This is a genomic window from Lacrimispora sp. 210928-DFI.3.58 (genome assembly GCF_020554865.1).
Taxonomy (GTDB): domain Bacteria; phylum Bacillota; class Clostridia; order Lachnospirales; family Lachnospiraceae; genus Enterocloster.
Genome location: NZ_JAJCIC010000021.1, coordinates 41983 through 66888 on the forward strand (window position 1 = coordinate 41983; position 24906 = coordinate 66888).

The 24906-nt window shown below is 51.6% G+C and carries 20 protein-coding genes; 2 read left to right on the forward strand and 18 right to left on the reverse strand.

Annotation, left to right across the window (positions count from 1 at the left end):
- Positions 1 to 59 precede the first annotated feature (59 nt).
- Together LIZ87_RS13515 and LIZ87_RS13520 are read right to left on the reverse strand one after the other, a co-directional pair.
- The gene (locus LIZ87_RS13515; RefSeq protein WP_227147784.1) at positions 60 to 1445 is read right to left on the reverse strand and encodes an alanine/glycine:cation symporter family protein; all 1386 of its coding nucleotides are present in this window, start codon (positions 1443 to 1445) and stop codon (positions 60 to 62) included.
- Positions 1442 to 2398, reverse strand: coding sequence for an L-lactate dehydrogenase (locus tag LIZ87_RS13520; protein ID WP_227147787.1), 957 nt, complete (start codon positions 2396 to 2398; stop codon positions 1442 to 1444). Before LIZ87_RS13520 ends, LIZ87_RS13515 begins: the two co-directional genes overlap by 4 nt.
- A 375-nt stretch (positions 2399 to 2773) precedes the next feature.
- Between LIZ87_RS13520 and LIZ87_RS13525 the strand changes: the two genes are divergently transcribed.
- The gene (locus LIZ87_RS13525) at positions 2774 to 3667 is read left to right on the forward strand and encodes a LysR family transcriptional regulator (RefSeq protein ID WP_227147790.1); all 894 of its coding nucleotides are present in this window, start codon (positions 2774 to 2776) and stop codon (positions 3665 to 3667) included.
- Here LIZ87_RS13525 and LIZ87_RS13530 read toward each other — a convergent pair.
- From LIZ87_RS13530 to licT, 14 genes are all read right to left on the reverse strand, one after another.
- Positions 3654 to 4832, reverse strand: coding sequence for an ABC transporter permease (locus LIZ87_RS13530; RefSeq protein WP_227147793.1), 1179 nt, complete (start codon positions 4830 to 4832; stop codon positions 3654 to 3656). The two genes, LIZ87_RS13525 and LIZ87_RS13530, sit on opposite strands and share 14 nt — an antisense overlap.
- Positions 4804 to 5514, reverse strand: a complete 711-nt coding sequence (locus LIZ87_RS13535) for an ABC transporter ATP-binding protein (RefSeq protein WP_319638587.1) — start codon at positions 5512 to 5514, stop codon at positions 4804 to 4806. Before LIZ87_RS13535 ends, LIZ87_RS13530 begins: the two co-directional genes overlap by 29 nt.
- Positions 5515 to 5725: 211 nt before the next feature.
- Positions 5726 to 7585: an efflux RND transporter periplasmic adaptor subunit gene (locus LIZ87_RS13540; protein WP_227147795.1), complete on the reverse strand. Its 1860-nt coding sequence runs from the start codon at positions 7583 to 7585 to the stop codon at positions 5726 to 5728.
- Between the two features lie 200 nt (positions 7586 to 7785).
- Positions 7786 to 8955 carry an S-layer homology domain-containing protein gene (locus LIZ87_RS13545; RefSeq protein WP_227147798.1) on the reverse strand — a complete coding sequence of 390 codons (1170 nt, stop codon included), beginning with the start codon at positions 8953 to 8955 and terminating at the stop codon, positions 7786 to 7788.
- 338 nt (positions 8956 to 9293) lie between these two features.
- Entirely contained in the window at positions 9294 to 10166 is an 873-nt protein-coding gene (locus LIZ87_RS13550) for a patatin-like phospholipase family protein (protein WP_319638586.1), read from the reverse strand.
- 51 nt (positions 10167 to 10217) lie between these two features.
- Positions 10218 to 11762: a cardiolipin synthase gene (gene cls, locus LIZ87_RS13555; RefSeq protein WP_227147801.1), complete on the reverse strand. Its 1545-nt coding sequence runs from the start codon at positions 11760 to 11762 to the stop codon at positions 10218 to 10220.
- Positions 11763 to 11846: 84 nt separating this feature from the next.
- Positions 11847 to 13247 (reverse strand): redoxin family protein, encoded by a 1401-nt coding sequence (locus LIZ87_RS13560; protein ID WP_227147804.1) that lies wholly within the window; start codon positions 13245 to 13247, stop codon positions 11847 to 11849.
- A gap of 527 nt (positions 13248 to 13774) precedes the next feature.
- Entirely contained in the window at positions 13775 to 15052 is a 1278-nt protein-coding gene (locus LIZ87_RS13565; protein WP_178317398.1) for an O-acetylhomoserine aminocarboxypropyltransferase/cysteine synthase family protein, read from the reverse strand.
- Between the two features lie 32 nt (positions 15053 to 15084).
- Complete coding sequence (locus tag LIZ87_RS13570) at positions 15085 to 16188, reverse strand: DUF362 domain-containing protein (RefSeq protein ID WP_227147807.1); 1104 nt, start codon at positions 16186 to 16188, stop codon at positions 15085 to 15087.
- 93 nt (positions 16189 to 16281) lie between these two features.
- Positions 16282 to 17109 (reverse strand): Cof-type HAD-IIB family hydrolase, encoded by an 828-nt coding sequence (locus LIZ87_RS13575; RefSeq protein ID WP_178313495.1) that lies wholly within the window; start codon positions 17107 to 17109, stop codon positions 16282 to 16284.
- Positions 17110 to 17244: 135 nt separating this feature from the next.
- Positions 17245 to 18696, reverse strand: coding sequence for an N-acetylglucosamine-specific PTS transporter subunit IIBC (nagE, locus tag LIZ87_RS13580; RefSeq protein ID WP_227147810.1), 1452 nt, complete (start codon positions 18694 to 18696; stop codon positions 17245 to 17247).
- Between the two features lie 139 nt (positions 18697 to 18835).
- A complete protein-coding gene (locus tag LIZ87_RS13585) occupies positions 18836 to 19072 on the reverse strand; it encodes an HPr family phosphocarrier protein (protein ID WP_227147813.1) in 237 nt (78 codons plus the stop codon).
- 40 nt (positions 19073 to 19112) lie between these two features.
- Positions 19113 to 19607 (reverse strand): PTS sugar transporter subunit IIA, encoded by a 495-nt coding sequence (locus LIZ87_RS13590; protein ID WP_227147816.1) that lies wholly within the window; start codon positions 19605 to 19607, stop codon positions 19113 to 19115.
- Positions 19608 to 19610: 3 nt separating this feature from the next.
- Entirely contained in the window at positions 19611 to 20459 is an 849-nt protein-coding gene (gene licT / locus LIZ87_RS13595; protein ID WP_178314534.1) for a BglG family transcription antiterminator LicT, read from the reverse strand.
- Positions 20460 to 20721: 262 nt separating this feature from the next.
- Here licT and LIZ87_RS13600 point away from each other — a divergent pair, with 262 nt between their 5' ends.
- Positions 20722 to 21672, forward strand: a complete 951-nt coding sequence (locus LIZ87_RS13600) for a hypothetical protein (protein WP_227147819.1) — start codon at positions 20722 to 20724, stop codon at positions 21670 to 21672.
- 114 nt (positions 21673 to 21786) lie between these two features.
- Here LIZ87_RS13600 and LIZ87_RS13605 read toward each other — a convergent pair whose 3' ends face one another.
- Together LIZ87_RS13605 and ptsP are read right to left on the reverse strand one after the other, a co-directional pair.
- On the reverse strand, positions 21787 to 23094 hold the full coding sequence (locus LIZ87_RS13605) for an O-antigen polymerase (RefSeq protein ID WP_227147821.1): 1308 nt from the start codon (positions 23092 to 23094) through the stop codon (positions 21787 to 21789).
- A gap of 40 nt (positions 23095 to 23134) precedes the next feature.
- Positions 23135 to 24850, reverse strand: coding sequence for a phosphoenolpyruvate--protein phosphotransferase (gene ptsP / locus LIZ87_RS13610; RefSeq protein WP_227147824.1), 1716 nt, complete (start codon positions 24848 to 24850; stop codon positions 23135 to 23137).
- Positions 24851 to 24906: the final 56 nt, after the last annotated feature.

Here is a 24906-nt window from a genome sequence, read left to right on the forward strand (position 1 = left end):
GGAGCTTGCGCAAGCAGGCGGCACGCCCCGCCTTCCGGAACACACCGCCTGCAAAAAAATTACTTCATATTCTCTTCATACTCCCTAAGCGCCGCCACAGCCTCACCCGACATCGGAATCAGCGCGATCATATTAAAGATCGTCATCAGCCCCACGCCAATATCCCCCAGATCCCACACAAACGTATAAGCCGCCAATCCTCCGATAAAAAGCATCACCAGATCAAGGATCTTATAAACCGTCTGCGAAACCCAGTTATCACCAAACAAATACGCCACATTAGAGCGTGCATAAAATAAAATTCCAATAAACGTAGAAAAACTGAACAGCCACAGGATCACAGCAACAAATACCGTTCCAAAGCTCCCAAAATGAAACTCCATCGCCGTCTGCAGCAGATCCATGCCCTCAAGCCCCGAAAGCATGTCCTCCGGTGCCAAAAGCATGATCATAGCAGAGCAGCTGCATATCACGATCGTGTCAATAAACACGCCCACTGCCTGCAAAAGCCCTGCCTTCGCCGGATGGCTCACATCCGCTGCCGCTGCCGCGCAGGGAGCCGAGCCGGAGCCAGCCTCATTAGAAAACAAACCTCTTTTCGCACCGTTCATCAGCACTGCCCCGAAGCCGCCTGCCACAGCCTGCCGCAGTCCAAAGGCCTCTGAAAATATCCTGGCGAACACTCCCGGCAGCTGCCCCGCATTTTTCACAATAATAAAGATCGTGAGCAGAAAATAAATCCCCGCCATAAACGGCACGATCACATCCAGCACCTTCACAGTAGCATTTTTCCGAAGCACGATCACCGCTGCCACCAGGACCAGGACGATTGTCGTATAAATAGGCGGTATATGAAAGGCGTTCTGAAAGGCAGAGGACACGGAATTTCCGATCACCTGGCTGATGCCGCACCAGCACAGCAGCCCTGATAAGGCAAACAAAACCGCGACCACAGAATACCTGCGGTTGTCTCCCTTCTTCACAAAAAAGTGATGGATATAGTACGCCGGACCTCCCCGCCAGCCGCCGTAAAGAGGATCCCTCTCCTTATAAAGCTGGGCCAGAGTCGCCTCTGCAAAGGCTGTGGAGGAGCCCAAAAGGGCAATGGCCCACATCCAGAAAACAGCTCCTGCCCCTCCCGCAGAGATCGCTGCCACAACGCCAACCAAATTTCCCATGCCTACCCTGGTAGCCGTGGACACGATCAGGGCCTGGATGCCGGATATGGAATCCCTTCTGGCCGACTCCTGTCTTTCCGTCACCACACGGAGCATTTCCGGGAACAGCCGAAAGGGCAGGAAGCGGGTGCGCAGGGTAAAATAAATACCTGAGGGGATCAGGATCAATACCAGCAGAGAAAGCCCGGCAGAGCTTCCTCCGGGCAATGGCACTGTGATCAGATCTCCCCACAAAAACTGGTATACCGTCTGGATCACTCCTATCATTCTTTTTCACTCCCCTTTCTCCTGCAGCCTTCCAGGATCCCAAGAGAGCGGTTGAGCCTGGCTGTCTCCTCCTCTGTCAGGTGGTAGGTCACAAGCTCCTTCACTCCCTGGCTGTTTAACACCGCAGGAATGCCTGCATAGATTCCCTCAAAACCATATTCGCCGTGAAGCATACAGGAAACAGGGATCACCTTATTTTCATCAAACAGGATCGCCCGGACGATCTGTCCCGAAACAGACGCAATGCCGTAGCAGGTGGCGCCCTTTGACCGCACCACCTCGTAGGCAATGCCCGTGATCTCTTTTAACACGTCATCGAGAGACAGACCTCCCAGCCGGTTTGGATCATCCTTTAAAATATGGTGAAAGGATTTTCCTCCCACTGTCACCTGGCTCCATGGGATCATCTGGGAGTCTCCGTGCTCTCCCATGCACAGGGCGTCCACACTTCTGGGATCCACGTCCATAAGGTCGGCCAGATACATTCTCAAACGGGCGGAATCCAGGGAGGTCCCGGTGCCGATCACCTTGCGGTCCGGAAGGCCGGAAAGCTTCTGCACATACTGTGTGATCAGATCCACCGGGTTTGTGATCACCAGAAAAATACCCTCAAAGCCGCTCTCCATCACAGGCGGGATGATGGAATCCATAATACTGCAGGCCTTTTCATACATATCCAGCCGCGTCATGCCGTCCCTGTAGGGCGCTGCCACTGCCAGAATCACCACATCTGCGTCACCGCAGTCCCCATAGCTGCCGCTCTCGATCTGCACCTTGCTGTTGCTGTAGCCCAGGGAATGCCTGAGGTCCGTTGCCTCGGCCCAGGCCTTTTTTTCATTCAGATCAATGAGGAGCAGCTTATTGCAGATGCGGTTGCTTGCCAGATAATAGCTGAGCGTAGAACCCACAAGACCGCATCCGATCACAGCCACCTTTGTTTTTCCAATCGCCATATACTTGCCTCGCATATTCCTATCTTGAATTTCCACATGCTGCACCGCGGCTGCCGGGAGGACGGCTGGAGCGACTTTGCAGGACATTAGAAGCACTTAGGCAATTGGTTTTTCCGTTCAGAGCAGCATCAATGATTGTTTGAGCGCAGCGAGTTGCATTGATGCTGCTCTGGTTCTTAGGAAAAATCAAGTGTCTTAGAGCTTCTTATGTCCGAAACCGGAGCGATAGCCGTCCTCCCGGCAGCCGCGGCGCAGCATGTGGAAACTCAAGATATTTCTTTGATTTTTATAATATCCAGTATATAATAGAATGTACAATCTGTCTAATTGATGGTTATAATGTTTTTAATCTAATTTTTCGATGGAGGAAATAGAATGGATATCAGAAATCTGATGACCTTTATACAGGTAGCAGAGCTGAACAGCTTCACCAGGGCGGCTGAAAAGCTGGGGTATTCCCAGTCAACGGTGTCCTTCCAGATCAAGCAGCTGGAGGGTGAGCTGGATTCCCAGCTCTTTGAGAGGATCAATCACACCATTGCCCTGACAGAGGATGGCAGGGAGCTTCTGGGCTATGCCCATCAGATCAGCAAGCTCACCACAGAGCTTAAGGATTCCATGCAGAAGGAAAAAAACATACAGGGACATATCCGCCTTGCAATGGCTGATTCCCTGTGCCCGGTATTGTTGGGGGAAAATTTTGCAGACTTCAGGAAACAGTATCCCGGCATTACCTTAAAGATCATTGCAGCCGGAACAGAGGAAATGTTCCGGCTGCTGAATCACAATGAGGCCGATGCCATACTGACCTTAGATCATCATTTTTATAATACGGATTACGTGATCGTCCGCGAGGAAAAGGTGGGGGTCCACTTTGTGGCTGGGGCAGCTTCCCCTTTAGGACAGACCGGAGAGCTTTCCATACAGAAACTGGCCTGCCATCCCTTTATCCTGACGGAAAAAGGAATGAGCTACCGGCGGCTTATGGATGAACGGCTGGCGGAGCTGTCCCTGGAGATCAAGCCCGTCCTGGAAATCGGAAGCGCAGACCTGATCGCCTCTCTGGTAGAGCAGGGAACCGGGGTCTCCTTCCTGCCCGACTATGTGACGGAAAGCAAGGTAAAGGCCGGGACCATGGTACGCCTGCAGATAAAGGACTTTGAGATCGGGATCTGGAAGCAGCTTCTGTATCACAGGGATAAATGGGTATCCCGGCAAATGGATTCCGTACTGGACTATTGTGCCGGGAAGGTATTCAATCGCTCCTGAGGGCATCGATGGGATTCAGATTCGCCGCCCGGTTAGCCGGCATATAGCCGAAGATCAGGCCGATCCCCACTGAAACGCTGAAGGACACGATCACTGCAACGGGTGTCGGCGTGGCTGTGATCCCCATGGCGGCTCCCACCGCTGCGGTGGCCGCCCCGCCTATGATGATGCCGATGATCCCGCCCAACGAGCTGGTCACGGCCGCCTCTATGACAAACTGCTGCATGATAACGCCCTTATTTGCTCCCAGGGACTTTCGGATACCGATCTCTCTGGTTCGCTCCGTGACAGACACCAGCATGATGTTCATGACGCCCACGCCCGCCACCAGAAGGGAGATCCCTGCGATTCCACCCAGCATGGCGCTCATCATAGCGATCTGTTCGTTTAAGGAATCCAAAAGGGAGCTCATGGCCGTCACCCGGTAGTAGTCATCGCTCTTGAAGGTCTCATAGAGAAAATCCTTGATGGCCTGGGTGCAGTCCTCTGTCAGGTCCGTATCCCTGGAGGCAAAGGTATAGCTGCTGATCACGGCATTTCTGGACATTTTCACCGCCACACTGTAGGGCAGCCACACAAAATCGTCTGTGCCTCCATCGTCAAAATCACTCTCATCCTGGGCTTCTACGATCCCCACCACCTTGAAGGAATAGCCGCCGATCTTGATGGTCTGGTTTAAGGCAGAGGCAGTGCTGCCGTAAAGCTCCTGGGCTACGTAGGCGCCGATGATGCAGACCTTTTGCCTGGACATGATATCCGCATAGGAGAGATTCCTTCCTGCCTCCAGCTCATAGCTCATAAGCTCCAGATACTCCTCACCGTAGCCCGCCACCGTGGTGGAATCCATCTCATCCGTCCCATTCTTGACAGAGGTGGAGACATTGACCGTAGGGCTCATCTGGGCAAAGAGAGCGCTGTTCTCCTCATAAAATGCGTACATATCATCCACATCCAGGGAACGGGAGGCCAGGTTGGTGACATTTACCGTGATCCGGTTTACGCCCATACTGGTAAAATTTTCCACCATGCTTCCCATATATCCGTTCACAATGCTCACCAGGATGATCACAGCCGCAACGCCTATGATAATACCCAGCATGGTCAGAAAGGAGCGCATCTTGTTGCCCCAAATGCTTTTAAGGGCGAGCTTGAATGATTGCAGCATAGTCTTTTACATCTCCGTCAAAATTTATTTTCCCGTCTGCGATACGCACCACACGCTTTGCCTCCACAGCAATGGAATTGTCGTGGGTAATCATGACAATGGTGTTGCCCTCCTCGTTCAGCTGCTTTAGGAAATTCAGCACATCACGGCTGGTTCTGGAATCCAGGGCTCCCGTTGGCTCATCTGCCAGGATCAGGGAGGGGGAGCCTGCCAATGCCCTGGCGATGGACACTCTCTGCTGCTGGCCGCCGGAGAGCTGATTTGGAAAATTTCTCCATTTATCCTTCAAACCCACCTTTTCTAAGGAGGCCATAGCCCGTTCCCGGCGTTCTGCGCTGCCGGTCCCGGCATAAAGGAGGGGAAGCTCCACATTTTCCAGGATATTCAGCTTGGGCAGGAGGTTATACTGCTGGAAAATGAAGCCGATCATGCGGTTTCTCACTGCTGCCAGCTGCTTATCCGGCATATCGCTGACATCCTCGCCCCCCAGGTAATATTCTCCTTCTGTGGGTACATCCAGAGCTCCGATAATGTTCATAAGGGTGGACTTTCCGCTTCCCGATTTTCCCACAATGGCTACGAACTCCCCGCGGCAGATGGTCAGGCTCACATCATCGTTGGCCCTGACCTCTTCACCTCCCAGGCGGTAGATCTTGTAAATGTGCTTTAGCTCGATCAGCACCCGGCCCTGCTTCGCCTCTACGGCAACGGGAGGACGGGAATCCGCCTCTGCGGCTGTCTCTGCCACAGTCTCCGAAACGTTGTTTGCTTTCCAATGCAGCCATCTCATAGAAATCTCCGTTCCGCCGCCCATCAGACGGCACAAATCGTAATCAATCTTCCGGCTTTTTTCTCCGAACGAATATTTTGGGGGCTTGGCCGCGGTCAGCCGCCTATCTTTGACCGCCTCCGCGGTTTCCTCCGCCTTGGCTGCCTCCACGGTTTCCTCCGCCCTGGCCGCCTCCGCCGCCGGGACCTCCGCCTGGCATTCCTCCTCCGGAAGTCTGACCCATACCTCCTGGCATCATGCCGCCCATCATGTTCATACCTGTGTTCACAGAGGAGGCTGCTACATAGACCTCATCGCCCTCCGACAGGCCGCTCCTGATCTCCACATAGGAATCGCTGACTACGCCGGTCTCAACCTCCACAGCTCTGAAGCCTGCAGGCACTGCGCCCTTCTGCTCTGTCACCGTATCATCCTTCACATAGACCTGGCTGCCTCTCATCAGGGCATCGGATGGAACTGCCAGGGCATCTGCAGCCTCCTCCAGAGTGATCACGCCGTCCACATTCATGCCGGGAAGCAGATCACCCACCTCATCCATGGTTACTGTGACGGGATAGGTGGTTACGCCGTTGGAATAGCTGCTCTCCAGGCTGATCTTCGTCACCTTGCCCGTAAAGGTCTGGCCCTCCAGGGCATCGGCCGTCACCTTCACCTTCTGCCCCACCTGGACCGACAGAATATCCAGCTCATCAATGGACATTTCAAAGGTCAGCTCCGAGAGGTCATAGATGGTAGCAACGGTGGTGCTGCTGTTGCTGTTCCGCTCAATGGTATCTCCCACCTTATAATTCTTTGTGATCACCTGGCCTGAGATGGGAGCCGTGATGGTGTAGTTGTCGTAATTATCCTGGGTGGTATCCAGGCTGTTCTGGGCGGATTCCAGCCTCTCCTGGGCATTGTCCATGGAATCCTTGTAATTCTTGATCAGGTCCTCCGCCGTGTCCGTGGTCATTGCAAACACCGGCGTTCCCTTTGTGACGTAATCGCCTTCGTGCACCAGGAGGCTTGCCACCTCCACACCCACTGCCAGCTCAGCGCTCATGGTCTTATCAATGGTTGCCGCAAAAACGCCGTCTTCACTGCCCACAAACTCCCCGATCTGGGCCGTAGCTGCAGTGGAGGTGGTAAGACCGCCCGGATTGGCCACCTCAATGGTTACATAGCGCACAATACGGCCTCCGGTCAAAGTCACCTCCTGAGCAGCCACCGCTGTCACTATGCCAGCTATCTGCTCTGCCGTATCCGTCAGAGTCAGGACAACTCCCATGCCCGCTCCGATGGCCGCCGCCTCGCCGGACAGGAAGGGGATCCGTATTTTCATCACATCATCACTATAAAGGCTTGCGATATTGGTCCCGTTGCTGACCCGGTCTCCGGCGCTGATCTTTAATTCATTGATATAGCCTGTCTCCGTGGCCCTATAGACATTGCCGCTGTAGTCGCTTAAGGCCTGATTATAGTCCTCTGCCGCGTCATCATAGGTGGTCTGGGCCCTGGACAGGGAATTGACAGCGCTTGTTAAGGAGGATTCCATGCTGCTCCTGTCGATCTCATAGAGGACCTGGCCCTTTTCCACCTCATCCCCCTCCTCAAAATCAGCAGCGATCACATCGCCCTCCACCAGTGAGGAGATGCTGTAGGTATCCTTGGCCGCCAGAGTCCCGGTGGAGCTTAGCTCCGAGGAAATATCCCTTCTGGTTACAGTGGCCGTGTTGATGGTGGCAGCCCTGGCAGCCGCCTCCTTTGCCTTTTTGTTCCGGTAGGTAAGGATTGCCACAAGTGCAATGGCGATCACCAGGAGGACTGCTGTAATGCGCTTCCAGAGAGGGGAGCTTTTCCTTTTCTTTTTCTTTGCCCCGTTGCCCGGTGCCTCTAAGGTACCGCCGCTGTCCTTTGCCGCCTCTTCCTTTCTATTCTTTCTAAGCGCGAATATTCCCCCGGAAATCTTTTTCTGCTCTTCCATACGTCACCTCTGCCTGCAATGATTTTTTATTACGCTCGTCCCTCGCTTCATAAAAAACATACGGGAACCGCGAACTCCGCTTCGCTTCGTTTGCGCAGCAAATAGTTTCGCGCTCCGGCGCTCAACTATTTTTTATTACGCTCGTCCCCTCGCTTCATAAAAGCTTTAACTGTTCAGTGCCCTCACAGTTACGATTTCTTCTAATATTCAATGGCATCAATCGCCGTATAGGTGCCGCTGCTGTAATTGCACACAAGCACCACCTCGTCTCCCACCTCCAAGGTGCCGTAGATGGAGAACAGATACTGCAGCTCCGAGGAATCCAGCCCGATGGTCAGATAGCCCTCATCGTCCAGCTCTGCATTTTCATAAAAATCATCGTCTGAATTGGTGGTGTCGATCTCCAGGCGGACAGAGGTGGGCGTTATCACATCAGAGGATTTATAATAGATATTTTTGATCTCACCCTTCAGGAGAACATATGTACTGGTGCCCGAATGATCATCCGTATCCCAGCCAGTGGTGGTATAGGCCCAGATAGTCTTTGACTTTACGTTGTAGTAGATCACGGCAAAGCCGGAAGCCTTCTGAGAGAGCTTTACAGCCTCCAGAGTGCTGGCCACGCCGTTTAAGAATACATTGGCATCATCCGAGCTAAAGGGCACGGAATCGATCACGCTGAAGCTCTTGTGCACCAGGATCGGTCCTTTTCTCTCATCCTCCAGAATGCTGACAGGATTGATCTCGCCGTCAGAGTTGAGTTCACAGTCAAGGACAGCTCCGTAAATGGTATTGCTGTCCTTTGGATTTGCCTTCAGCAGGTTATAGAACAGATTCATGCAGTCTGTCTGGTTCAGATTATCTGCAATACCGCAGGTCATATTTTCATTCAGCTCAAGGTAATTAAATTTGGATATCCGTGAGGAAGTCAGGTCCCCGGTGAAATCCCCGTCCGTATATCCCAGCATTGTGAGGACCGCCTTCACCCCGTCCCGGTAGGTCACAGGCTCATCCGGCTTAAACACTCCGCCCAGAAATCCCGTCATCCAGCCCTGAGAGGCCGCGATCCTGATATAGACGGCATTTGGATGAGCGGCCGGCACATCGGCAAAAACGGAAACGCTGGAGGTGGGAAGATTTTCCCGGAAGCTGGAGGCATTTACCAGCATTTTTGCAAAATCTCCTCTTGTGACCTCTTCGCGGAAGCTGGTCACCTCCATGATCCCGGTCAGCTTCACAACCTGCTGCCTCATATCAAAATTTGCGGAAGACACATTTGCCAGTACGGTCATCGGGGCAGCTGACGATACAGCCGTCACGGCTGCCAGGGAACCGAAGAGGTAACGGCAGGCGGAATTTACTCTTTTCATATCTTAGGGCTCCTCTCACTGTCTATAGGAATTACTATGAAAGTATTGCCGAGCAGCTGTGCGGACTGCGTGCGAGCACGCAAGGACGTACAGACATTTGGCAATCAAGCCGGTATGAGGAAGTAGGCCGATCGGCCGGATTCCGAATACTGGCGGCAGCTGCGGGAGTGCAAAGCGCGGAGCAGCTGACTTTCATGATTGGTAATGCCGCCGCCGGATAGGCGGCTTGGTAGGTTAACTGTGAATAACTATATCAGCGGAATGTGTTCATTTTGTGTTCATGCTGTGATTTTTCCGCAAAAATAGCCCCGCCTGAAAGGCGGAGCCATGTATTCTCTTTAAGAGTGGTTCAGATAGGCTGTCAGCTTCGGCAGCATATCCACTGCCGTCTGCCTGCCCTCCTCATAAAGGGCCATAAGCTTCCCACGGTCACGCTCAAACCGCGATACGGTAACGGGAACCGGAGGACGGATGACAAAGAGCTTTCCAGCTGCCTCCAGCTCATCGATCTCCTCCTGCATCCTGTTGTAACGGTCCGGAATCTCCTTCACGGCCTCCAAAAGCTCAGGAAGAGGTCCCAGATATTTCTCATAGATTTTCCTCTTCACATCCTTCATGGGCCCCTTCCGGTAGCCATGGTGCCTTGTGAGAACAAGGACTACCTTCTCATATCCATCCTCCATGGCCTTTTTGTAGGGAATAGGCATGGAAAGGCCTCCGTCCAGATACTTCTTCCCCTCCACCGTTATCATATGGGATACAATGGGCAGGCTGCAGGAGGCAGATACCGCCGCCATCATATCACTGCACACGCCCTTTTCAAAGTACTCCGGCTTTCCTGTCCGGCATCTGGTGGCCGTTGCCAGGAAACGCTGCCCGGATGCCTCAAAGGCCTCCTTATCAAAGGGAACCAGGTCATCGCTCAGCTCCCCAAAAATAAAATCAAAGTCAAACAGCGCTCTCTTCCTGAACATATTCCCCAGGCTGATATACCGCTTGTCATGGACATAGTTCAGATTGATATCACGTGTCCGTCCGATCTGTCCGCTGACATAGCTCATGCCGCACATAGAACCTGCAGACACGCCATTCACATAGGAAAATCGTAACCCCTGCTCCATGAATACATCCAGCACGCCGCTGGTGAACAGGCACCGCAAAGAGCCTCCCTCCAGTACCAAAGCGCCTTCTGTCATGCCATTTTTCTCCAATTCTATCTGACTTCCTTTCTTCCTAAAAATCTCCTCCGCCGGTTTTCTCCGCTACATAAGGGGTGCGATCAGCCTCAGCATCCTTCCGGCTGCCCGCCCTGCCCAGTTGTATTTTCTGCAGCTTTCCATGGTGATAAGGCTGCATTTCTCCAGAGTCTCCTCGTAATCTCTTTCAATATCCTTTACCACCCGGTTTCTGTACATATAGGCCGCACATTCAAAATGAAGGTACAGGCTTCTGAAATCCAGGTTAATGGTACCCACTACCGCCTTCTCATCATCGCTTACAAACACCTTTGCATGGACAAAGCCCGGTGTATATTCGTATATTTTCACTCCTGCTGCGATAAGCTCCGGATAATAGGTGCGCGCCAGCAGGTAAGCGTACTTTTTATCTGGTATATGGGGCATGATGATCCTGACGTCAACTCCCCGTTTGGCTGCATAGCAGAGGGCATTTTCCATCTCGTCATCCAGTATCAGATAGGGCGTCATGATGTGAACGTAATTTTCAGCCCTGTCCAATATATCCAGATACACCTGCTTTCCCACCTGCTCCCTGTCCATCGGGCTGTCTCCGTAGGGAAGCACAAAGCCGGATGGCTCCTCCCCAGGGGCAAACCTGTATGCTTCCGCCGGAAGATAGGCAGCATAGTCCTCCTTCTTCCGCTCTGTCACATTCCACATCTGCAAAAACATCATGGTAAAGCTCTTAACGCCGTCTCCCTTGAGCATAATGGCCGTGTCCTTCCAGTGGCCGAAGCGCTCCTTCCTGTTAATATACTCATCCGCCAGGTTAACGCCTCCGGTAAACGCCGTATGGCCGTCGATCACCACGATCTTCCTGTGGTCTCTGTTGTTCTGGTGGGTGGATAAGGTGGGCTTTATGGGGGAGAACATTTTACAGCGGATCCCCCGCTTTTCAAGTTCTCTGGGGTAATGATAGGGAAGGAGCATCAGGCAGCACATACCATCGTACATGACCCTGACCTCTACTCCCTGCCTTGCCTTTTTCTCCAGCACGTTCAAAATACTGTCCCACATGTATCCGCGTTCTACGATAAAGTATTCCAGGAATATAAAATGCTCTGCTTTTTCAAGCTCCCTCAGAAGAGCCTGAAATTTGTCTTCTCCTAAAGGGAAATATTCCACATAAGTATTGCCGTAAACAGGGAAGCCTGCATAATTTCTCATGTAGTCTGCCAGGCGGCTGCCTGCCATACTGCCAGCTGCCAGTTTCTCTTTCACCGGCTTCTCCTGCTCCAGATAGGGAGCGGTCTCCCCTATGGTCTTCTTAAGCCGTTTTGTCAGCAGCTTTGTCTGAGGCTGCAGCTGGACAAAAATGTAGAGCAGGACACCAAAAACAGGTATCACAAGAACAGGCACGATCCAGGCCAGCTTGAAACTGGAATTAATCGGCTCATTAAATATATAGATGATGGCAAATGCACTCAGAAGGATAAATACCACATACATCGTATGCATATCCAGCCACCGGAAGGCGCTGAAAAGTATTCCTATCTGGATCGCCAGGAACAGGATGACAAATGCCGTCCTGCCGAAAATGAGCCGGAATAGTCCTCTTAGTTTCTTCATCTGATCGTTGTACTTCCTTTCATGGTTAAAAACTATTTGGCGCACTGCATGCTCTCATACAGCTGCAGAGCCAAAGGCAGCAGCTTAAGATTGATTCAGCTTTCCATCCATTGTCTGTTTAATAATGCTGCGCATCATGTCTTCGCTCAGCTGTCCGCTGATATATCCGAATACATTTCCTTCACGGTCGATCATGAAGGTGGTTGGGTAGGCGGATATGCCGTATTTCATGGTAAGCTCCCCTGAGGCGTCCATGAGAACGGGATAGGTATAGCCGTTTTCTTCCATGAACTGGGCTACGCCTTCCTCCGTTGTCTCATTTCCGATTCCGGGTGTAGCTACCCCCAGGATGATAAGGGCCTCTTCCCCCTCTGTGGAGTATTCTTCATAAAGCTTCTGGATATCAGGCATCTCCGCCCTGCATGGCGGACACCAGGTGGCCCAGAAGTTCAGGAAAATCGTCTTCCCCCTGTAGTCCTCCAGAGTATGTGTATTGCCGAACTGATCCGTAAGCTCAAAATCAGGAGCCGGTATTGCGGGAGGCTTTACAGACTTCTCCTCTCCGGTCTCTGCCTGGACGGCTCCATCTTCTGCCTGTGAATCTTTGCTTTCCGGCTGAACAGCTTCATTTTCTCCCTGACTGGCTTTGCCTTCTGCCTGACCGGCTTCGTCTCCTGCCTGACCGACCTTGTTTTCTTCTGTCCCGGATTCCTCTGCAGCTCCTTCTGTCGTCCCCATAAAGGCTTCATTCTGGGAAATTTTAGAAAGATACCCGGTGAATGCATTCATTTTCCCGGTAAACATCAAAACACCCATGAGGATCATAAGGACCCCGCCGATCTTCACCGTATAATTCACCACATTCATATGGGTCTTAAAAAACTCCAGCAGCGATGTGGTAAAAAATCCCACTGCCAGAAACGGCAGCACAAAGCCCAGCGTATATACACCGATCAGTCCAAAGGCCATGGTCTTTGTAGCCGAGGAGGCTGCCATGAGCAGAACGCTTGTCATAGCCGGTCCCACACAGGGCGTCCAGGCAAAGCTGAAGGTAAAGCCCATGATAAGGGCTGTAAGCGGCGACATTGCAAGGGCGTCAAGCTTGAAAGGCAGCCTTCGCTCCCGCCCCAGCACATTAGATTTTCCAAAAATCCCCAGCTGATATAAGCCAAATCCCATCACCAGGATCCCTCCAATGCTGGCAAAGAGGCGCTGCCTGGACTGAAAGAAAGTCCCCAGTGCCGAGGCTCCCAGCCCCAGCAGGAAAAAAGCAAAGCTGACGCCCGCCACAAAGCAGACCGTGTGGAGCATCACCCTTCTCTGGTCATAGTGGATACGCCCATCCTCCCCCTTCTTGCCCGTACCGCCTGATAAATAGCCGACATACAGAGGAATAAGTGGAAGAACGCAGGGCGAAAAGAAGCTTAAAAGCCCCTGAACAAATACTGTCAGCACAGGGACGCTGACATCCAGTGAAAATCCCATCGTACTCTCCTTTACTCTAAAAGTTCTGCCGCCAAATAGGCGGCATGTATTCAAATACGCCTGCCAAATTTTCATGGTGTGGCGGCGCATTCGCCAGCCGGGCGCATGAAGATTTAACAAAATCATAGTATTTGTAACTATAACAGCTTCCGCCGGACATGTCAAATAAAACAGACCTTGCGTTTTTGCATCTTGCACCGCGGCTGCCGGGAGGACGGCTGAAGCGACTTTGCAGGACATTAGAAGCATTTGGGCAGCTGGTTTTTCCGTTCAGAGCAGCATCAATGATTGTTTGAGCGCAGCGAGTTGCATTGATGCTGCTCTGGCTCTTAGGAAAAATCAGCTGTCTTAGTGCTTCTTATGTCCGAAACCGGAGCGCCAGACGTTCTCCCGGCAGCCGCGGTGCAAGATGCAGAAACGCAAGAAACTGCCGCTCAAAAAAGGCAGGCAGGAACAATCGCCCTCCAAAGAGACGGCTGCTCCTGCCTCTGCACCCATTTTCTATCACATGTTCCCCAAACGATCTCTTACTCCAGTGCCTGGCGGATATCCTCGATGATGTCCTCCACATCCTCGATGCCCACGCTGAAACGGATCATGGAGGGATCTACTCCTGCCTCCACCAGCTGCTCATCTGTCAGCTGCCTGTGGGTATGGCTGGCCGGGTGAAGGACTGCTGTCCTGGAATCTGCCACATGGGTCTCAATGGAACAGAGCTTCAGCTTATCCATGAACTCAGCTGCCCCCTTACGCCCGCTCTTTAAGCCAAAGGAGATCACGCCGCAGGTACCATTTGGCATGTATTTCCGGGCCAGCTCATAATATTTATCCCCTGGAAGCCCCGGATAATTCACCCAGGCCACATCCTCTCTGGATTTTAAATATTCTGCCACTCTCAGGGCATTTTCGCAATGCCTCGGAACGCGCAGGTGGAGGGTCTCCAGACCTACGTTGATCAGGAAAGCATTCTGCGGGGACTGGATGGAGCCTAAGTCTCTCATGAGCTGGGAGGTCGCCTTTGTGATATAGGCCAGCTTTCCAAACTTCTGGGTATAGATGATGCCATGGTAGGACTCATCCGGCTCTGTAAGGCCCTTGAACTTGTCATGATGAGCCTCCCAGTCAAAATTGCCGCTGTCCACGATCACGCCGCCCACTGTCATGGCATGCCCGTCTATGTACTTTGTGGTACTGTGGATGACAATGTCAGCGCCCCACTCGATGGGACGGCAGTTGATCGGTGTCGCAAAGGTATTGTCTACAATCAGGGGAACACCATGGCTGTGGGCCAGCCTTGCAAACTTTTCAAAATCCAGCACAGTCAGAGCCGGATTGGCAATGGACTCAGCAAACACGGCCTTTGTGTTGGGACGGAAGGCCTTTGCAAGCTCCTCCTCATCTGCATCCGGGTTCACCAGAGTGCACTCCACCCCCATTTTCGGGAAGGTCACGGTAAACAGGTTGCTGGTTCCGCCGTAAATGGTGGAAGAACTGACAATGTGGTCTCCTGCCTGACAGATATTGAGAATGGCATAAAAGGTAGCTGCCTGACCGGAGGAGGTGAGCATAGCCCCTACGCCGCCCTCCAGCTCACAGATCTTCGCTGCCACAGCGTCATTCGTCGGATTGGCAAGCCTTGTGTAGAAGTAACCGCTTTCCTCCAGATCAAACAGACGGCCCATCTGCTCGCTGGTAGTGTATTTGAAGGTTGTGCTCTGATAGATCGGAAGCTGGCGCGGCTCGCCGTTTTTCGGCTCCCAGCCTCCCTGGATACAGATTGTGTCCAATGAACGTTTCTTTGTCATGTTGCTTATGTCCTCCTTGTAATGTTTTTCAATCAGATGGTGATCAGATGATATTCCTTATTGCCCAGCCCCAGCTTTACTGCATGGTCAATGCAGCTTTCCCAGTTGGTATCCGGGTGCGTATCCGTGAAATGATCGTGGTGGCAGTGCTCCTGCTCGGAGAGAAAGCTTCCCGCCATCACCGGCTGGCGGTTTACTGCGTCCACACAGGCCATATCCAGGGCAACCGGGTCAAAGGATGCGAACATGCCCACATTCGGCACAATGGGCGCATCATTTTCCGCATGGCAGTCACAGTTCGGGGACACGTCCACCACAAGGCTTACGTGGAAGCTGGGGCGTCCCTTCAGGATTGCCAGGGTGTACTCTGCGATCTTCTTATTTAAGATATCATTTGCCTCATCATACAGGGTGTTTACCGCATCCACAGGACAGGCACCGATACAGCGGCCGCAGCCAACACATTTGTTCGTATCAATGGAGGCCTTGCGGTCTGTGATGGTGATGGCGCTGTGGGCGCAGTTCCTCTGGCAGGAGCCGCAGCCAACGCAGGTCTCCCGGACTACAAAGGGCTTGCCGGAATTGTGCATTTCCATCTTGCCTGCCCTGGAGCCGCCTCCCATACCGATGTTCTTTAATGCGCCGCCAAAGCCGGTGGCCTCGTGGCCTTTAAAATGTGTCAGAGAGATCAGAATATCCGCATCCATAAGGGCGCGTCCGATCTTTGCTTCCTTTACATACTCTCCATCAATGGGCACCAGAGCCTCGTCTGTGCCCTTTAAGCCGTCTGCGATGATCACGTGACAGCCTGTGGCAAAGGGGTTATATCCATTTTCATAAGCTGCATCCAGGTGGTCTAAAGCATTTTTCCTGCGTCCCACATACAGGGTGTTGCAGTCGGTCAGAAATGGCTTTCCTCCCTGGGCCTTGATCAGATCTGCCAGCACCTTGGAATAGTTTGGCCGCAGATAGGCCAGGTTCCCAGGTTCTCCGAAATGGATCTTGATCGCAGCAAATTTGTTGTTGAAATCAATGTCCAGCATGCCGGCCTTCTTCACCAGCCGCTCCAGCTTCTGCAGGAGATTTTCTGTCAATGTGGTTCTCATATTGGTGTAGTAAACATTCGATACTGCCATGATATCCTCCTTTGGAAATCTTTATGAAGTACATTATACTTCAATTTCTGCACAGATTCAACGAAAATGACCGGCTAAAGAGCAGCCAGGTTCTTACGCCTTCCCCAGAAGATATCTGTCAACGGCCTCCGCACACCCTCCGCTGTCATTGTCCGAGACCACTGCGCCGCACATTTCCTTGATATGCGGAAGGGCATTTCCCATGGCAACGGATAAGCCCGCAGCCTCCATGGCCTCGGCATCATTATCCGCATCCCCTACAATAACCGTCCGTTCAAGGGGGATACCCAGATATCCGCAGAGCCACCGAAGCCCGCTTGCCTTGCTGATATGGAGAGGCGTCATCTCCAGGGAGGTCTCCTCTGCATAGGCAAATGCCAGCGGCAGGGACTTGACATTTTCATAGATCCTCTCCCGGATCTCCTCAGAGGCGGAAAACAGATTCAGCTTTTCCATTGGGAATGGATTTTTGCGGTACTGGGCTATCATATCATCCATCTGGCACACGACCCGGTCCATCATATCCTGATAGATCCCCATATGAAAATGCGCCAGATCCGCTATATGCCGGCGGTCAGCAAAGGACTCGCCGCTGCTTATGATATATGGCATCGTATCCTCCGCCGAAGCTACATCCAGGATCCTCATCACCACATCCTGGGCCAGTGTTTCCGAATGAAGGATCTTCCTCTCCTTTGAATCATAGATCAGTGCACCGCTCTCACAGACGTAATAGCGCACCTGGGCCAGCTGGCCCGCAAACTCCTCCAGCTCGTTGATGCTGCGTCCGGTAGACAGGATAACGGTTTTCCCCGCAGCCACTGCCCTGCCGATCGCTTCCACAGTGCTGGGAAGGATCGACTTCCTGCTGTCTAAAAGAGTTCCATCCATATCAAAACCGATCAAATCATAGGTATTCATACTGTAATTCTCCTTCCTGTCAGATAATACCATTGATAGAACGGTTTTTCAACTATTTATATCCTTAAGTTTCCCCTACAGCAAAGGCCCCGGATTCCGGGGAATCCAGGGCCTGTCACTATCATTTTCAATATTTTACAGCATCTTCTTCATCTCATCTGCCACAAACTGTACCTTTGTACCGATGATGACCTGTACGGATGTCTTGCTTGGACGCATAACACCTGCAACGCCTGCGGATTTGATCTTCTTCTCATCCACTAAGGTGTAGTCCTTTACTTCCATTCTCAGCCTGGTGATGCAGTTGTCTAAGGAGGCAACGTTCTCCTTGCCGCCTAAGCCCTCTAATACAATGGCTGCAACCTTTGTGAAGTCGTCATTTGCCAGAACAGCTGCCATTTCAGCATTCAGATCCTCCTCCTCACGTCCCGGAGTCGGCAGATTGAATTTTACGATAACAGCGCGGAATACCACATAGTAAATAACGGCAAATACAACGCCCTCTACCAGCAGCATAAACGGCTGGTTTGCCATGGGAAGGCGGCAGCTGAAGATAAAGTCTGTCACGCCTGCGCTGAAGCAGAAGCCTGCTGTCCAATGGAAGGCAGCAGCTATGGCAACAGAGATACCTGTGAGCACTGCATGAACAACATACAGTCCGGGAGCCAGGAACATGAAAGCAAATTCCAGAGGCTCTGTTACGCCTGATACAAAAGAGGCAACTGCACCTGCAACCAGGATTCCTGCTGCATACTGCTTTTTGCCCGGCTTTGCTGTGTGATACATGGCCAGTGCTGCTGCAGGAAGACCGAACATCATCACAGGGAAGAAGCCTGCCTGGTACATACCGGTAACGCCCTTGACTCCGCCCTCTGCAAAGCCCCAGAACTTATTGATATCGGCAATACCTGCAATGTCAAACCAGAATACCGCATTCAATGCATGGTGAAGTCCGGTTGGAATCAGCAGACGGTTTGCAAATGCATAGATGCCTGCTCCCAGCGGTCCCATATTCATGATCCCCTTGCCCAGTGAAACCAGTGCATTGAACAGAAGAGGCCATATAAAATAAAGCACAACGGATTCTGCTACCATCACAAAGGAGGTCACAATAGGAACACAGCGCTTGCCGGAGAAGAAGGCCAGAGCTGTGGGAAGCTGCGCTTTGCTGTATTTGTTATAGCAGGCAGCAGCCGTGATACCTGAGAGAATACCGATAAAGGCATTGTTGATCTTGGAAAATGCCAGAGGTGCTTCTTCTGCACCCATGATGGTGGCAACTACACTACTGTTTAACACAGTGGTAACGGTAAGGAAAGCCACAAGGCCGGCCAGTCCTGCTGCACCGTGCTGGTCCTTTGACAGTCCGATGGCAACACCTACTGCAAACAGCATGGGCAGATAGTCAATAACGGCTGCTCCGATCTTTACCAGAGCAAATCCAACGATCTGCACAAAACCGGTCACATCGCCGCCCTGCATGGTGGACGGGCACAGGAAGTAGCCAATGCCCATCATGATCGCTGCAACCGGAAGAACGGCAACCGGGAGCATAATGGCTTTTCCTAGTTTCTGTAAATACTTCATAGATAAGTCCCCTTTCTTTTCTTAGAGCTTCCCATTTCTATTTTTCCTGTGGGAAAACTCAGATTTTAGTATGGAAATAACATCTATTTAAACCCTATGGGGTTCAAATTCCTGCTTTTACAATATCCTCCAGGCGGCTCTAGACCATTTTCATAAGCTCCTCCACCTTTTCCATGGCCTCCCTCTCCTGGGGGCCATGGACGGTAAACGTGACTTCATCGCCCGCCCTGGCCTCAAGGTCCATCATGCCCATAATGTCCCTTCCGTCTGTGCATTTGCCGCCAAAGGCAATCTCCACCTTAGCGTCCATATGGAGAAGCGCCATCATAAGGGCTGCTGCCGGACGTGCATGAAGTCCCATTTTATCGTGTAACACAAAACGCTTTGTTATCAAAATCCTTTGCCTTCCCTAAAGCCTACAGCTTTATGATCTCCGTCTCACCTGCAACGGCATCCATGCCGCTTATGCACTCCATGCCGGGAAATTCCGGGGTATTGCAGACGATCACCGGAGTCGTGACATCATAGCCCTCCTCCTTGATCTTATCCAGTTCAAACTCCATCAGCAGGTCTCCCCGCTTTACCTTTTTCCCTTCTTCCACATAGGCTTTAAAGTACTGTCCCTTTAACTGCACGGTATCAAGGCCAATATGGATGATCAGCTCTGCGCCGCTGTCCGTCTTCAGGCTCAGTGCATGCTTTGTCTCAAAAACCATAGTGACAACACCATCTGCCGGGGCTACCACCCGTCCGTCTGCAGGCACCACCGCTGTGCCCTTTCCCAATATCTCCTGGCTGAAGGTGGGGTCTGCCACCTGGCTCATGGGGATCGCTCTTCCATTTACAGGAGAGGTGATCGCCTTTCTCCCCTTTTCTTCCCCGCCAAACAATTTCTTTAATGACCCAAACATACGCTATCTCCTTTCTTTGTCCTGCTGATTTCTGATACGTCCAATGTGAAGGGCTAAAAAAGCAACCTCCTCCTCTACTACCTGATGGCCGTACTGGTATTTGATCAATGCCTGTATCTTCTGGCTGCAGGCATATTCCTCCGGATAAAGCCGGTCAATGACCTCCTGAAATTCCAGATTGTCGAGCTCTAAGTGCTCTCCTGCAAAGACCCGCTGAGCCAGAAACCTTAAGTGGGTAATAAACCGCTCATAATTCAGTGACGTTTCATCAATCTCTATTTGAAAATATTCCCTTACCACATCCATGACCTGCTGTATCAGGTTGGTAATGCGGATGGTATCCCTCATGGGCCCGTTGTACTCTGCATTGACAATATGTAAGGCCACCGAAGCCGCCTCATCTGCCGGAAGCCTGATCCCCAGCTTCCTCTCGATCATGGCAACTGCGTACTCTCCGATCAGATACTCCTCGTGATAGAAGCTGCGCACCTCCCGGATCAGAGGGTTCGTAAACATCATTTTCTGCTCATAACGCTTCAAGGCAAAATTAATATGGTCTGTCAGCGTAATATAAATATTGGGGTTTAGCGGTTTTTCCAGCACGCTTTTGGCGTAGGCAATGATCTCAGCCGATATCTGTATGTGCTCCATAGGCAGCCCAACCAAAAGCTCCTTGAACTGGTCCATGGTATTCTGACTTTCCAGGCGGAATATCTTCTCCACCCTCCCGTCTTCCAGGCTGTCTCCCTCTTTGGCCTTAAAGCCCAGGCCTCTTCCCATGGCAATGATCTCTCTGCCCTTATCGTCCACGGCACTGACTACATTGTTGTTGATTACTTTTTTTATTATCATTATTGCTCCTGAGAAAACAAAAAAACCACATCCGCTAAAGAGAATCCCATATGAAAATGAACCTGCAAAGGTTCTAAAATCCATCTCCCTAGCAAACCTGGTTTTGCCTGCCGAACAGTAACAATCCGTATCTACTATTGCTTATATTCACTTCTGTAACAGCATAATAGCAAATTTTTACAAATAAGTCAATTATATTTTATACTTTTTTTATTTTCTTTATTTTTTATCTTTGTTATACTTAGAAAAAGGAGGTCGGAATATGAAGAAACCATCACTACAAAAGAGAGCCGCACTGCTGGCACTGGCATTTTCAGCCCTGACCGCGTTCCCGGCTTTTGCAAAGGAGGAGCGTGAGCCCGTAGGCCGCATCACCCTGACCATTTCGGCAGATGTCCAGGCCGGGGATTCCACGGGTTATATCGATGTGTCGGTGGATGAGGGAGACTGTTCTGTGGACAGCGCAGACTTTGTCAATGAAAAGGAATATTGGGTAGGAGGAGACAAGCCAAAGGTGGAGATCTGGCTGTCCGCTGACAATGACTGCTACTTTAACAAGTCAGGCAGAAGCGCCTTCACCTTTAAGGGCGACAAGGTAAAATACGTATCCAGCTCCACCAAATACGACAAGGAGGCTCTGGTACTGACCGTGACCCTAGAGAAGCTGGATGAGGATGATGAAGATCTGGATGTGTCAGGACTTTCCTGGGATGAGGACAATGGCATCGCCCACTGGGACCATCTGAATATCGCCAAATGCTACCGGGTACGCCTCTGCCGCTACAGCACCGGAGAGGATGGTATCGGCTCCACCTACACAGTAACGGAGAACAGCTTCAATTTCTCCAACAAGTTTCCAAAGGCGGGAAGCTATTATTTTAAGGTAAAGGCCGTTGATTCGAAAAACAATGCAGGAGAATGGCAGGATTCCTCCTATATCGAGGTGACAAAGGAGGATCTGGAGGCCTGGAAGGGACACTGGGTATCTGGAGAAAAGGGCTGGTGGTATTCCTACTCCAACGGCTCCTACCCCAGGGACGGCTGGCAGTACATTGATTCCAAGTGGTACTACTTTGACCAGGAGGGGTATATGAAGACGGGCTGGATCGAGTGGGAAGGAAAGCTTTATTTCTGTGATGAGTCAGGTGCCATGTTGAGCTCCACCGTAACGCCGGACGGCTTTACGGTAGGGGAAGACGGGGCAAGGCAGTAAATGGCCTGATCTTTTATATAACACCAAAGTCCGGCTGAAGGATCATTTATCCCATGATCCCAGCCGGACTCTTTTATGCTTAAAATCTCTGAAACCTGCTGATTTATGCCTTCATCAGGATTTCACATAGACATAGATCCCCACTGTCACCGCAAGATAAAACCAGGTGGCCGGGTTGGAGAACCAGGTAGTGAAAAAGGACAGCATCATGTACATGGCGATCTGAGCGTAGATCACGTGGCCTGCAGGACAGGTGGATTTGCGCCTGCGGCGCACCAGATAATAGCAGGCCCCGCCCAGCAGGGCGCCAAACAGCACCACTCCCACTGCTCCAAAATCATAAAAGGCATCGTAGAACAGGGTCACTGTGGTCAGCTCCTCCTTTGTCACATACAGAGGAAAATTCACCAGGGAAGGAACGAAAAATTTGAGCCCGGTAAAGGCCCATAACGGAAACAGCATCCGAAGGCCAAAGGCGTGCCTTGGAAGTTCCTCCACCAGGCAGTTGAAATTGTCATAGTTGTTGGCAATGTACATATAGGGCTGGGTGATGAAAATAGGCATATGGCTGTTCTTCATCTCAAATATCCCATTCAGATACTCTACGCTGTGGCTGCGCATCACTGTCAGGACCAGATAGACCGGGATCAGGAACGCAAACAGAGCGATCCCATAGGAGAGCCGGAAGGAGCCTATCATGGAAATATAGGTGAACACTGCCATTCCCACGGCCAGGATCAGCTGGAACCTGGACACACACAGCACAGGAAGGAAAAGGGCAAGCACAGTAAAGAGAAGGCCCAGGAAAAAGCCTCCGTCCCTGAAAAGCCCTCTGCCCCTTCTCACGATCATCAGGCTATACACCACAAACAGGCTGGGCACCAGCACACAGGACACGGTAAAATAATGGACTCCTGTCACATGGAAGTAGGAATAGGCGTGAGGCACTCCGTAAGAAAAGAGGGGCACAAAGCCCAGCCGAAAGGCCTCAAAGAAAAAGGCCAGATAGGACACCACTGTCACAGCTCCCATTGCCTTTAAAAGCCTCTTTGCCTGAAGAGGGGATTCCGGGGAGGCGAACCAGCGGTACACAGACTGCATATCAGCAGCTGTCCAGCCGTCATACATTCTTGTAAGCACCTCAAACACCACCCAGAAGGCCGCCACAGCCAGAGCCAGGCAGATCCAGGTTTCCAGGCACCAGTCAGTCTGAAGCCTGGAGAGTTTGAAACAGGATATTCCCTGTCCTCCCACAAAAAAGAGGCAGAACAGCCCCCTTAAGTGAATAAGATTTCCGGTTTTTACGTAGTCCCTTCCGTACAGCCACACTGCCGCAGCCATTAAGACCAGCCCAGACAGCATGTAAACATGCTGCCTGGCCAGTACAAAACTTATGACATAACAAATCAGATAAACTGCCATTAACCTGTAACCTTCCCGTAACTGTTACGTATCCTCACAGTTACCTCTTCTCTACAAATTCTCTCATGTACTGCTCTACCTCTGCTGTTGTGGCAAAGCTCATAGCCTTATCAGCGACAGCCTTCAGCTCCTCTACGCTGTACTCCGTCACCATCTTTCTTGCCTTCAGGATAGCAGATGCACTCATACTGAACTCATTTAAGCCAAATGCCAGAAGCAGCGGGATCATCATAGGATCGCTGGCTGCCTCACCGCACATGCCGACCATGATCCCCTCCGCACGTCCGCAGGCGATGATATGGCGGATGCTGCGCAGCACTGCCGGGTTAAAGGTGGAATAGAGATAGGATATCTTCTTATTTCCTCTGTCAACAGACATGGTATACTGCGTCAGATCGTTGGTGCCGATGCTGAAGAAGTCTGCTTCCTTTGCAAAGATATCAGCGATCAGAGAAGCGGCGGCTGTCTCCACCATGATACCTACCTGGATATCCTTTTTGTAGGCAATGCCCTTTCCATCTAACTCTGCCTTTAACTCCTCCACAAGAGCCCTAGCCTCCCTGTACTCATCAATACAGGTAACGAGAGGGATCATGATGCGGATATTTCCAAAGGCGCTGGCACGCAGCAGGGCGCGCAGCTGCGGCTTATAGATATCCTCCTTGCGGTCTAAGCAGAAGCGGATCGCCCTGTAGCCCAAGAAGGGGTTCTCATCCTTTTCAAGGCCCATGTATGGGATCTCCTTGTCGCCGCCGATATCCAGGGTACGGATGATAACGGGCTTTCCGTTCATGGCAACTGCCACCTTCTTGTAAGCCTCAAACTGCTCCTCCTCGGTGGGCATCGCATTTCTGTCCATGAACAGGAACTCTGTGCGGAACAGGCCGATTCCCTCGCCGTCATACTGGAGCACCTTATCTACGTCCTCCGGCTTTCCGATATTGGCTACGATCTCAACCTGAACTCCGTCCTTTGTGACAGATGGCTTTCCAATGTACTGCTCCAGTTCCTTTTTCTCCTTTAAGAACTGCTCTCTCTTCTCCTCGTACTGGGCCTTTACTGCCGCCTCAGGATTGACAAATACCTCTCCTGTGGTGCCATCCAGCACAATGCTGTCCCCATCCTTCACGTTATCCATAACTCCGCCCACTGCAACAACAGCCGGGATCTCCAGAGCCCTTGCCAGGATCGCACTGTGGGATGTCCTGCCGCCCAGTTCTGTCACAATACCTGTCACATTGGCAGGGTTGATCCCTGCCGTCATGGAAGGTGTGAGATCCTTTGCCACGATGATGCTTCCCTCAGGAAGGGCAGAAATATCCACAGACTGGATGCCCATGAGGATCTTCTGCATCCTGGTCTTGATATCGCGCATATCGGTAGCTCTCTGCTGCATCAGCTCATCGCCCATGGATGCAAACATGTCCGCATACATATTGCAGACATTTTCAATGGCAAACTCACTGTTGACCTTCTCGTTCTTAATGGCGTTCTCAATTTCTCCTGTGAGCATGGGGTCGCCCAGAAGCATCATATGTCCCTGCATGATCTCTGCTTCCTTCTCCCCTACTCTTGTTGCTAAATCTTCTGCCAGCCGCTCTGTATCCAGTATAGCCTGATCCAGTGCTCCCTTAAAACGCTGAACCTCGCTGCCAGTATCTGCGACCTCCTGCCTTGTGATGACTAACTGCACATCCTCAACGATCACTGCCTTTCCAATGCCGATTCCTGAAGAAGCGCCTGTTCCATTGTACATACTCCTGTACCTCCTTAATTCCTTACTATTTATACTCACAACCTTTGGTTGCCGTC